The following is an 11,615-nucleotide window of genomic DNA, read 5'->3' on the forward strand; positions in this document are numbered from 1 at the left end:
AAAACTTTCTTGACTTTTATGTCAAAACAATGTACTATTCTAGTGTATATACAGAAGTTAAAAGGAGTTTATTATGAAACCAACATCCAAAAATCAGTTTATGACACTGACCGCTTTCTTGACTGCCCTAGCCATCGTTATTCCGCTGGTTATGCCGATTAAGATTGTCATTCCGCCCGCTTCCTTCACTTTAGCTAGCCACGTTGCAATCTTTCTGGCCATGTTCATCTCACCACTCATGACAGTGATTGTCGTCCTCGGCTCTACCATCGGATTTTTCATGTCCGGTCTTCCTTTCATCATCACCCTAAGAGCCCTGTCTCACCTACTCTTCGGTACTATCGGAGCTCTTTACCTGCAAAAGCATCCCGAAACACTGGACAGTCAGAAAAAGACTTGGATCTTTAATTTTGTGCTGGCCCTGATTCATGCCTTTGGTGAGGTAGTGGTCTGCATTCTCTTTTATACGACAACAGCCTATCCGGCGAATGCCTTCTATATCCTCTTCGGTTTAGTTGGATTTGGTACAATTGTACACAGCATGGTGGACTTTGTCATTGCCAAATTTGTCTATCAGGCTCTGAAAAAGATTCGCTAAACCTTGAATCTTCTAGAGATTTGATTTACAATGAAGTTATGACAAAAAAACGAAGAAATGATGTATTAGACCTTTTGAAAGAAGCTCGGCAACCTTTAAACGGACAATTTTTAGCGGAACAATTTCATGTCACTCGTCAGATTATCGTTCAGGATATTGCTCTGCTGCGGGCCGATGGTGCTCCGATTATCAGTACCAATAGGGGCTATCTCTATAAAGAAAGCAATGAACCCGCTCATTTTCACCGCCTTTTTAAACTCAAGCATAAAGCCGACGATATCGAAGCCGAACTTTTGGCTATCGTTGATAATGGCGGACGGGTTCAAAATATCATGATTGAGCATCCTGTCTATGGGGAAATCCAGACCTATTTGAAATTGACCTGTCGTCGCGATGTGCAGCAATTTTTAGAGCAAGTCTCAGAGAGCGATTTTCGTGCTTTATCCGAGCTAACAAATGGAGTTCACTACCATCTAATCGAAGCGGATTCTCAGCAGGACCTAGACTATATAGAGGAAGCCTTAGCTACACTGGGCTTTCTGCAAGAATAAGCGTGAGGCAAATATTCTAGATTGAACCAGTTTTGAAGGAAATTCAAGGCTGGTTTTTATATTTTGAATGAACAAGAAACTTTGTCAGCTTCCTAGAAATAAGGTAAAATAAGAGAAAGAAATCTGTAGGGGGACAGAATGGCAGCAAAAACAAAATACCAAGTCATCATGGATAAAATTATTAGGGACATTGAAAAGGGAAGGCTTAGTACGGGGCAAAAGATACCCTCCGTCCGCAAGCTGGCAGACCGCTACAGTTGCAGCAAGGACACTGCCCAGAAGGCTCTGATTGAGCTTCGTTATCAGAAGTACATCTATGCTGTGCCTAAGAGCGGCTACTATGTCTTGGAAAATGACCAAAATAAAAAGGAAGATATCGAGCTGGCTGTGACAGACGACCGCCATCAAGCCTATGAAGACTTCCGCCTTTGTGTCAATGAAACGCTGATTGGTCGAGAAAACTATCTTTTTAACTACTACTCCCAGCAAGAAGGACTGGAGGAGCTGCGACAGTCAGTCCAGCGCTTGCTCTTGGACTCCGCAGTTTACACTTCTGCAGACAATCTGATTCTGACTTCCGGTACCCAACAAGCTCTCTACATTCTCTCTCAGATTGACTTCCCCAATGGTAAAGACACCATTCTGGTGGAGCAACCCACCTACCACCGTATCAATGATTTACTGCTAAATCAGACACTACCTTATGAGACCATAGAGCGTAAGCCGTCTGGGATTGACCTGAAAGAATTGGAGCGAATTTTTCAAACAAGGCAAATCAAGTTTTTCTATACGATTCCCCGTTTCCACTATCCACTAGGACATTCCTATAGCCGTCAGGAAAAGGAAGAAATCCTTGCCCTCGCTGATCGTTATGATGTCTATATTGTTGAAGACGACTATCTGGCTGACTTTGATAGCAAGCGAGAACTGCCGTTTTACTATCTAGATGACAGCCAGCATGTTCTCTATATCAAGTCTTTTTCTACCAGTCTCTTTCCCGCCCTGCGCATTACAGCCTTGGCTCTGCCACCTCAGATTCGAGAGACCTTTCTGTCCTATAAAAAAGCGGTTGACTACGACAGTAACCTCATCATGCAAAAGGCTCTATCCCTCTATATTGACAATCTGATGTTTGAAAAGAATCGTCTGGCATTATTGAACCAACTGGAAATTGAAAAGAATAAGGCACAATTCCTCTTGGACGACCTTCATTTCCCTCTACCCCACCGGTTAACAACCGATGGTGTGATTTTTGACCTCCAGTCCCTCTCCTCAGTCAGCTCGCTAAAACATAGCAAGCTGCCGCTGGACTTTTTTGAAAGCAGCTACATTCAGACTTGCCCCTACCACTATGCTAAGATACGGTTTGATGATTTAAAGGAAAATCTGGAAAAATTTAAAGATTATTTAAAAAAGTTGTAGGCTTATTGTCCTACAACTTTTTGAATTTCTCTTACTCTATCAAGCATCCATCATCCCTGCCTGTAACTGATACATTTTCTTATAGGTCCCATTTTGTGCTAGAAGCTCTTCATGGCTACCAGACTCAATAATGCGCCCTTTATCTAAAACGTAGATGCAATTGGCATCCTGAATCGTAGACAGCCGATGGGCGATGGCAATAGTGGTTCGACCCTGCCGCATTTTCCGGAGAGAATGCTGGATCAGCTCCTCAGTTTCTGAATCGATATTGGCAGTGGCTTCGTCCAAAATCAATATTTTAGGCTTGGTTGCGATGGTTCTAGCAAAAGCCAAAAGCTGTCGTTGGCCACTAGAGAAGGTGGAGCCTCGCTCAGTAACCGGATTATCATATCCCTGAGGTAGTTGGCTGATAAAGTCATGAGCATCGACAAAGCGAGCTGCTTCTTCAATCTCCGCTTGCGATAGATTTTCCTGATACATACGGATATTGGAGGCAATAGTGCCGTGGTAGAGGAAGGGATCCTGCAAAACAAGACCAATATTGCGTCGTAATTCTGCTTGACTATAGTCTCTGATATCTCTGCCATCAATAAGAATCTTACCTTTTTCAAATTCATAAAAGCGCAGGAAAAGGTTGATAATGGAGGATTTTCCCGACCCCGTTGACCCGACAAAGGCAATCGTTTCACCTTGCTTAACGCTAAAGGAAATGTCCTTTAGAATCTCCCTCTTTCCGACATAGGAAAAGGTTACATGCTGAAAGTCAATATTGCCTGCCTGAATCTCAGGTCCCTCTTCTGCTTGTTCAGGCTCAAAGTCTCGACGATCCATCAGTTCAAAAACACGCTCTGCAGCCACCATGGATGTCTGAAGAACAGAGTAATTTTGCATGACATCAATCAAGGGATTGAAAAGCTGATTGACATACTGGATAAAAGCATACATGACACCCGCAGTTACTCCAGCTACTTGCCAACTCAAGCCAAAATAAGTCAGAATAAGGGCATATGCCAAGATTTTCAGCAAAGACATGGCAGGGCGAAGAAAGAGACTGTTCACATTCAGATAGCGATTGCTAAAGTCTAGGTGTTCCCCATTGATTGCTTCAAATTCTTCGATTAGCCGCTTTTCCTGACTAAAAGCTTGAATGATCCGCATCCCTTCAATGCTCTCAGAAAGTTTGACATTGAGGTCGCTCAGTCTGGCTCGAACTTTCTTGAGCAAGCGATTGGATAGCCGCTGATACAGGATAATCGAGCCAAGCATGATAGGCAAAAAGAGGACAATCAGCAGAGTCAGCCGCCAATTCAGAGCTAGCATGGTAGCAATTGTCACCACCAAGATAAGCATGGAGCTGAGGAAGTTCGAAAAAATACTGCTAAACATATCAGCCACTGACTGTGTATCATTGGTCAAGCGAGAAACGATAGACCCTGCTGCAGTCTGGTCAAAGTAAGCCATGCGTAATTGCTGCATATTCGCAAAAGTTTCCTGCCGGAGATCGCGGACAATGCTATAAGCCACCCGTGCAAAGGCATACTGCCCCAGAAAAGTAAGGAGCACCCGCAAAAGAAAGAGACCATAGTAAATCCCCAGCAGATAGAGACCGCTTGTGGCTGCTTCTCGGCTGGCAAACTGGTCAATATAAGAACGAGCCAAGAGTGGCAAGGCCGTTGTCACCAGTGTTGTCGCAAAAATAAAGACTAGAGCCAGGAGGATAATCCATTTGTAGCGCCACATATAATCTAGAAGGCGTCTAAAAGTTGATTGTTTTGTCATTTTGCAGACTCCTCCTCAAAGCGTTCATATAATTGTTGATTTTGATAGGTTTGAGCATACCAGCCCTGTGCTGCCAGCAATTCTTGGTGGCTACCTCGTTCCTTAATACGGCCATTCTCCAGCACTAGGATCAAATCCGCATGGACAATGGCTGACAGACGATGGGCAGTGATAATGGTCGTCTTGCCAGCTCGTTCCTGCTTGAGATTTTCTAAAATCACATGCTCGGTCTTGGCATCTACTGCTGACAAGGAATCATCCAAAATCAAAATTTCTGGATTAGTGATGAGGGCTCTGCTCATAGCCAAACGCTGCTTCTGACCGCCAGAAAGCGAGACGCCTCGCTCTCCAAGTAGCGTATCCAAACCATTCGGCATAGCCTTAATATCTTCATAAACACCACAAAGTTGGACTGCTCGGATGACTTGCTCTTCTGATAGTTCTGGATTGGCAAAGCGGATATTGTCCCGAATGGACAGGGCAAAGAGTATCTGATCCTGGGGCACATAACCAATTAGACCGCGCAGATCCTTAAGAGCATACTCTCGGATATCGTGGCCATTCAGATAAATTGCTCCTTTCTGAATATCCTGCTCCCGAAGCAAGAGGCGCAGCAAGGTGGTCTTCCCAGATCCAGTCGGTCCGACAATCCCCAAGGTCTGCCCTTTTTCTAATGTAAAGTGAATATCCTTCAAAGTCACTTCGTTCTCATAAGCAAAGTAAGCTATCTCATAGTCCAGTCGGCCATTTTGAATGCTGGCAAGTGACTGCTGGGCTTCCTTGACATCCGACTCCTCAGCCAGCAAGTTCTCAATCCGTTCATAGGAAACGGCTCCCCGCTGACTGATATTCACTAGATAACCCATCGCCTGCAGTGGCCACACGAGCATATCCAGATAAGTCATAAAGGTAACCAGCTCACCGACTGTAAATTGACCTTTAGAGATAAATATTCCTCCGAAAATCAAAGTCAGAACGTAGGATAAGCCGACAAAAATCAGCACCATCGGGTCAAACAGGGAATTGTACTTGGCAGCCAAGATGTTCTTTTGGTAGACTTCTTGGTTAATGGCTGCAAAGGACTGAGTCTCTGCATTATGATAGCCAAAGGACTTGGTCACTTTAATCCCTGCTACGCTTTCCTGAACTTTGTTGTTGAGATCAGAAAAAGCCTCCTGAGCGGCCTTAAAGCTCTCGTGATTCTTCCGACCAATCAAGCTGGTTCCCCAAGACAGAAAGGGCAGAGGGAGAATAGCAATCAAGGTCAGCCGCCAGTCCAAGACCAAGAACATGGTGATGAGGGTCACCAAGGCTGTAATAGAAGCATCCACCGCTGACATAACACCGCCACCAGCCACGCTGACTACCGCATTGATATCATTGGTCGCATGAGCCATAAGGTCACCCGTTCGATATTTTTGATAAAAACTTGGCGACATCCGCGTAAAATGCTCAAAAAGCCGAAAGCGTAAGATGCGCCCCAGATTATTTGCTGTGCCAAAAATATAGAGCCGCCAGACATACCGCAAACCATACATGATAAAAGCGGACAAAATCAAAAGAAGAAGATTATAAATAAGGTCTTCAGTAGTCAGACTCTGCCTAGCGATTCTATCTATGACCTGCCCAATGACCCGTGGCGGAATCAGATTAAACACACTGACCAGAGACAAGGCCAAAATGCCAATCATATAACGCCGTTTCTCCAGTTTAAAAAACCAGTCCAGTTTTCTGATAAGATTCATTCCGTTTCCTCATTCCAAACAAAGGACGGACAGCCCTTAATCCGACTGTCCGTTTCTCACTATCTCTATTATACGCTATTTCAGATAAAAATGAAACTCAGGCAAACTATGCTCATTTTTTCTTAGTTAGAACAAAACTAGTGTCTAGCAAATCAAAAAGTTGCTGATCCGACAAGGTTCCATCCAAAGGCAGGCTGAGCCAGTATTTTTTATTCATATGAAAGGCGGGGAAAATTCCTTTTTGCTGAATAAATTCCGCAACTCGGTCACTCTTGACATTTAGAACCTCGATCGTACCACTGCGCTCCTTTTCAAATTTAGACCAATCGGTTGTCAAAAAAGCTCCGTACCATTTCTTACTATCCTGATGACGAAAAACAGCGGCTCTATTAGAGCCTTTGCGAGAAGAATTTTCCCAAAGATATTCCAACTGCCCTTGATAAGTAGTCGCCACATAGCTACTCAGTCGCTGACTTTGCTCATAAAGAAAGCCTACTTCCTCAAAGCAATGCTGCCGAATGTCCAGTAGGACTTCCTGACAGGCCGACCTGACTTGTCCGACAAATTCTCCAGCCATACTTTCCATCTTGACTTGTCGATATTCATCACCTGTATCCAAGTCAAGCACCTGAAAATCCAGCTTTCTATCGGAAATCAGTACATCCATCTGGAAGTCACCAGCCATAATCTTAGTCGAATATCTGTATTCTGCACCAGACCTGACAAAACCATTATCCAGTAAACTCTCTTCCTTCAGCCTGTATTTTTCAAACAAATCCAGCATGAGCTTTCCTGCTAAAATACTACTTTGGTGCCATGCAATTGATCAACACCTAGAGCGTCAACAATCTCGTCACGATTTTCTAGATTAATTCCACCACCAGGTAAAATCTCTATCCGTCCTGCCGCATGCTCAATCAACTCATCCAGCCAAGCCAAATGCTCTAGAATGGACTCTGACGCTGGCCCACCATGAGTCAAAATCCGCTTAACACCGTGTTCAACCAGCCAGTCTAGCTCTCCGAACTGATATTCAGCAGGAATAGCGTCAAAAGCCATATGGAAGACCACATCCAGCCCCTGAGCTGCCTCAAGCAGCCGCTCCATCTTAGGATAATCGATCTCGTTATTTTCCGTTAAAACACCAAAAACGAGGCCATGGCTCCCTGCCTCACGTGCCTTCTGAATGTCCGAAAGCATTATCTCGATTTCCAAATCTGAATAGACAAAATTCCCACCACGAGGACGAATCATGGTCATCACAGTCGCATCATAAGGCTTAATCATTCGTACTGCAGCCTCGATGACACCGTAGCTAGGCGTTGTTCCACCAACTGTTAGGTTATCACACAGTTCAACCCGCTTCGCTCCAGCCTCTAAAGCCTTGTCTAGCAAGGTGATATTCTCTGCACAAAATTCATAAATCATGGCACTACCTCTTATTTACTATATTGATTTTCTACTTTTTATTATATCACAAAATTTCCTTTAACATGAACCTCTAGCATATTTACCACTGCTTTTCTCAATCATTTTATATTCATAGTTTTGCACAAAATCCTATTCTTCAATCTTACAAGCCTGATTTTCACCTATTTCCATTGTACTCATCTTCCAAGACCTTTCAACTAGAGAAATGGTTACTTACGGATGTCTTTTGTTCAAGATTGTGCTAAAATAGACTTAATCTATGAAAACAAGGAGCTTTTATGAAATACCCTAATCTTTTAGATCGTTTCCTGACCTATGTCAAAGTTAACACACGCTCAGACGAAACATCTACTACTACACCCAGCACCCAGAGTCAGGTGGACTTTGCTAACAATGTCCTCATTCCTGAGATGAAGCGAGTTGGCTTGGAAAATGTCTACTACCTGCCCAACGGCTTTGCGATTGGAACTCTGCCAGCCAACGATCCTAGCTTTACCCGCAAGATTGGCTTTATTTCCCACATGGATACGGCGGATTTCAACGCAGAGAACATCCAGCCACAGGTCATTGAGAATTATGACGGCGGTGTGATACCGCTTGGGCAATCTGGCTTTAACTTAGATCCTGCAGACTTCGCCAGTCTCCATAAATACAAGGGCCAAACTCTGATTACGACTGACGGAACAACCCTTTTGGGAGCAGACGACAAGTCAGGTATTGCTGAAATCATGACTGCTATCGAATACCTGTCTGCCCACCCAGAGATCAAGCATGGAGAAATCCGAGTGGGCTTTGGTCCAGACGAGGAAATCGGTATCGGAGCTGATAAGTTTGACGCTGAAAACTTCAATGTAGACTTTGCTTACACGGTAGATGGCGGACCTCTAGGTGAGCTCCAGTACGAGACCTTTAGCGCTGCTGGAGCAGAACTGACCTTCCAAGGCCGCAATGTCCATCCAGGAACTGCCAAAGACCATATGGTCAATGCTCTCCAGCTGGCTATTGACTTCCACAACCAGCTACCAGAAGCTGATCGACCAGAGAAAACCGAGGGCTACCAAGGCTTCTACCACCTGATGAACCTGACCGGTACTGTCGAAGAAGCCCAAGCCAGCTACATTGTCCGCGACTTTGAGACAGAGGCTTTTGAAAATCGCAAAGCTGCTATGCAGGCTATTGCTGATAAGATGAACCAAGAGCTGGGCAGCGAACGCGTTATTTTGACCCTCAAAGACCAGTATTACAACATGAAGCAGGTCATTGAAAAGGACATGACACCAATCCATATCGCCAAAGCAGTCATGTAAAGCCTAGACATCCAGCCTGTCATCGAGCCTATCCGTGGCGGAACTGACGGCTCTAAAATTTCCTTTATGGGTATTCCGACACCAAACCTCTTCGCCGGTGGTGAAAATATGCACGGACGATTTGAGTATGTCAGCCTAGAAACCATGGAACGCGCTGTCGATACTATCATTGGCATCGTCTCTTATCAAGAATAAATAAAGAAACAGAAATTCATAAGGAATTTCTGTTTTTTTGACTTTTAAAACTGAAAGTTAAGCTAATACCAACTGCTCCAAGAGCAAAAAAGGAGAAGACCAATTGGTCCTCTCCAAAGTTTGGCATGTATCAGGTCGTTATAGTCGACAAAAACTGTATTGACTGATTCAATTAAGCTTCTGTACCGTTGATTACCTCTATAATCTTCTCAATAATCTCATTATCTAGATATTGTTCAAATTGAGGCAAGTATTCATAATAATTCTTATAAGTATCGGCCTGTCCTGCCATAATCAAAGCTCTGAAGCCTTGGTAGGCAACTTCAAAATTCCCTATTTTGACACCATTTTCTAACAATTCAAATGGAATCCAATAGTCATAAACCCTGTTCCAGCTGAAAAGACTATCCGGATTCAATTCTAAATCCTTAGCCATATAAGCATAAGCAAAAGCAATGTGATGCTGCCCTGATTCTCTATATAATTTAGCTAATTGAGACCATGCTTCAGCGCGATTAGGGTTAATCTGGATAGCTTTTTCCAAATACTCTCGTCCTTCAAGAGCTTTCCCTTCATTTTCATAAATTTGCGCTATTTCTAGACAAGAATAATAAGCTTCCTCTGACCATCCATCCGTCATAACTGCACGTTTTTTGAACCAAGACAAGGCCTCCTGGTATAAACCTGCATCACGATAAGATCTCGCACAATAAAAGGTATATCTAGGCTCTAAATCAGGGTCTTGATTATTATAAACAGCATTTGCAAGTACAGTTGCATCATGATAATATTTATCATCGTCTAGACTTCGTGCGCCTCTTGTTCTTGCAATGACTGAATAAGGTCCTACAAGATTTCCATAACTGGCACCTTCAGGCAATTCAATAAATTCATGCACAACTCCTCGCCAATAAATTTCTGGATTATTTTTAACAAGAGCTACACGACGAAATGAAAGAACTCCACTCTCATCTGAAAAATTGAGATAATAGGCATCTGCTTCAAGATCAGTAGAAATTTTTAAACTACCTTCAACGAAATCATCTGCATCAAAGATTAGAATATAGTCTCCCTTTCCTCTTGCATAATTTAGGGCTAAATTTCTATTATGTGCAAAGTTTTGCCATTCATCTTTGTGCAATTCTCCTGGAATCCCCACCTCACTAAAAAAGTTCAAGATGAGGTTTTCCGTTCCATCTGTGGAGCCAGTGTCAGAAATGACCCAGTAGTCAAATGTGATTGAATTGACCAAATTTTGGAGTGTTTCCAAAATTATATGGGCTTCATTTTTTACAATCATATTCAATACAATTGATGACATTCAATTCCTCCAAAACATTAATACAACAAAACTAGAGGCTAGTAGAATTTTAATAATCCTAATAGCCTCTGTTTTACTCTAAACTTGATATTGCTTAAATTTTATAAATAGAATATCTTAGAGTTCTTCTTCTTTTCGCTTAGAAACACCTAAGGCAGCTAGAAGTGCAGCTGATAGAAGTCCTGCGCCTACCACACCTACTTCATGGTTGCTATTGTCACCAGTCTTAGGAAGGGTTCCTGACTTAGCTACTACTTTGGTTGTTCCTGCAGGTTTTGTTGGCTTAGCTGGAACTGTTGGAGCTGTTGGAACTACTGGTTTTATTGGATTAGTAGGACCTGTAGGACCAGTTGGGCCTGTAGGACCAGTTGGGCCTGTAGGACCGGTTGGACCGGTTGGACCGGTTGGACCGGTTGGACCAGTTGGACCTGTAGGACCAGTTGGGCCGGTTGGACCGGTTGGACCGGTTGGACCGGTTGGACCTGTAGGGCCGGTTGGACCAGTTGGACCTGTAGGACCAGTTGGACCTGTAGGACCAGTTGGACCTGTAGGACCGGTTGGACCTGTAGGGCCGGTTGGACCAGTTGGACCTGTAGGGCCGGTTGGACCAGTTGGACCGGTTGGACCAGTTGGACCGGTTGGACCTGTAGGGCCGGTTGGGCCGGTTGGACCTGTAGGGCCGGTTGGACCAGTTGGACCGGTTACACCCTTGCCATCTTTACCGTCCTTACCATCTTTACCATCTTTACCATCTTTTCCGTCTTTGCCGTCCTTACCATCTTTACCATTTCTGATAATTGTAGAAGATGTTACTTCATCAGAATCAACCTTACCATTGTTATTCTTATCAATTCCAACAAGAATAGTAACACTACCATCTTCATTTTCAACGAGCGTTACAAGTGAGCTTTGACCATCTTTTCCGTCTTTGCCGTCCTTGCCATCTTTACCGTCTTTTCCATCTTTAACGATTGTAGCAGAGGTTACTTCATCTGGATCAAGCTTACCATTACCATTTGTATCAAAACCAATCTTAATGGTGTGTGTTCCATTTTGGTTGTCAACTACTTCTGCTAATGGTGTCTTACCATCTTTACCGTCTTTCACGATAGTTGTTGAAGTTACTTCGCTTGGATCAAGCTTACCATCACCATTCTTATCGATTCCAACTTTAACAGTATGAGTACCATCGTGGTTATCAACTACATCAGTTAATGATGATTTACCATCTTTACCATCCGCACCAGTTGCTCCAGTAGCACCTGT

General features: G+C 43.6%; 9 protein-coding genes and 1 pseudogene. 4 read left to right on the forward strand and 6 right to left on the reverse strand.

The genetic code is table 11. From position 1 onward, the window contains the following. Positions 1-73: 73 nt before the first annotated feature. The 3 genes from A0765_RS06940 to A0765_RS06950 all read left to right on the forward strand — a co-directional run bounded on the left by A0765_RS06940 (position 74) and on the right by A0765_RS06950 (position 2,571). Positions 74-598 (forward strand): ECF transporter S component, encoded by a 525-nt coding sequence (locus A0765_RS06940; RefSeq protein ID WP_061422930.1) that lies wholly within the window; start codon positions 74-76, stop codon positions 596-598. A gap of 38 nt (positions 599-636) precedes the next feature. Further along, positions 637-1,149, forward strand: coding sequence for a transcription repressor NadR (locus A0765_RS06945; protein WP_062005566.1), 513 nt, complete (start codon positions 637-639; stop codon positions 1,147-1,149). 138 nt (positions 1,150-1,287) lie between these two features. Further along, positions 1,288-2,571 carry an aminotransferase-like domain-containing protein gene (locus A0765_RS06950; RefSeq protein WP_062005567.1) on the forward strand — a complete coding sequence of 428 codons (1,284 nt, stop codon included), beginning with the start codon at positions 1,288-1,290 and terminating at the stop codon, positions 2,569-2,571. A 39-nt stretch (positions 2,572-2,610) separates the two neighbouring features. On the opposite strand, the gene A0765_RS06955 is transcribed toward A0765_RS06950, so the two are convergent. The 4 genes from A0765_RS06955 to A0765_RS06970 all read right to left on the reverse strand — a co-directional run bounded on the left by A0765_RS06955 (position 2,611) and on the right by A0765_RS06970 (position 7,523). Further along, positions 2,611-4,350 carry an ABC transporter ATP-binding protein gene (locus A0765_RS06955; RefSeq protein WP_062005569.1) on the reverse strand — a complete coding sequence of 580 codons (1,740 nt, stop codon included), beginning with the start codon at positions 4,348-4,350 and terminating at the stop codon, positions 2,611-2,613. Beyond that, entirely contained in the window at positions 4,347-6,095 is a 1,749-nt protein-coding gene (locus A0765_RS06960) for an ABC transporter ATP-binding protein (RefSeq protein ID WP_062005571.1), read from the reverse strand. The genes A0765_RS06955 and A0765_RS06960 overlap by 4 nt, the downstream gene beginning before the upstream one ends. A gap of 112 nt (positions 6,096-6,207) precedes the next feature. Continuing rightward, the gene (locus tag A0765_RS06965; protein ID WP_062005574.1) at positions 6,208-6,879 is read right to left on the reverse strand and encodes an MmcQ/YjbR family DNA-binding protein; all 672 of its coding nucleotides are present in this window, start codon (positions 6,877-6,879) and stop codon (positions 6,208-6,210) included. 11 nt (positions 6,880-6,890) lie between these two features. Further along, the gene (locus tag A0765_RS06970) at positions 6,891-7,523 is read right to left on the reverse strand and encodes a copper homeostasis protein CutC (protein WP_062005576.1); all 633 of its coding nucleotides are present in this window, start codon (positions 7,521-7,523) and stop codon (positions 6,891-6,893) included. A 281-nt stretch (positions 7,524-7,804) separates the two neighbouring features. Here A0765_RS06970 and pepT point away from each other — a divergent pair. Next, positions 7,805-9,028 (forward strand): annotated as a pseudogene (gene pepT / locus A0765_RS06975) (peptidase T). 172 nt (positions 9,029-9,200) lie between these two features. On the opposite strand, the gene A0765_RS06980 reads toward pepT, so the two are convergent. Beyond that, positions 9,201-10,349: a glycosyltransferase gene (locus A0765_RS06980; RefSeq protein WP_062005578.1), complete on the reverse strand. Its 1,149-nt coding sequence runs from the start codon at positions 10,347-10,349 to the stop codon at positions 9,201-9,203. A 117-nt stretch (positions 10,350-10,466) separates the two neighbouring features. Continuing rightward, a partial coding sequence (locus tag A0765_RS10725; RefSeq protein ID WP_142325652.1) for a collagen-flanked surface repeat-containing protein occupies positions 10,467-11,615 on the reverse strand: 1,149 nt, incomplete at its 5' end.

It is taken from the genome of Streptococcus cristatus (genome assembly GCF_001588905.1).
Taxonomy (GTDB): Bacteria; Bacillota; Bacilli; order Lactobacillales; family Streptococcaceae; genus Streptococcus; species Streptococcus cristatus_N.

Coding starts and splice junctions, on each gene's coding strand:
- A0765_RS06980 (WP_062005578.1), bottom strand. CDS start 10,349: ATGTCATCAATTGTATTGAATATGATTGTAAAAAATGAAGCCCATATA.
- A0765_RS06960 (WP_062005571.1), bottom strand. CDS start 6,095: ATGAATCTTATCAGAAAACTGGACTGGTTTTTTAAACTGGAGAAACGG.
- A0765_RS06965 (WP_062005574.1), bottom strand. CDS start 6,879: ATGCTGGATTTGTTTGAAAAATACAGGCTGAAGGAAGAGAGTTTACTG.
- A0765_RS06945 (WP_062005566.1), top strand. CDS start 637: ATGACAAAAAAACGAAGAAATGATGTATTAGACCTTTTGAAAGAAGCT.
- A0765_RS06940 (WP_061422930.1), top strand. CDS start 74: ATGAAACCAACATCCAAAAATCAGTTTATGACACTGACCGCTTTCTTG.
- A0765_RS06950 (WP_062005567.1), top strand. CDS start 1,288: ATGGCAGCAAAAACAAAATACCAAGTCATCATGGATAAAATTATTAGG.
- A0765_RS06970 (WP_062005576.1), bottom strand. CDS start 7,523: ATGATTTATGAATTTTGTGCAGAGAATATCACCTTGCTAGACAAGGCT.
- A0765_RS06955 (WP_062005569.1), bottom strand. CDS start 4,350: ATGACAAAACAATCAACTTTTAGACGCCTTCTAGATTATATGTGGCGC.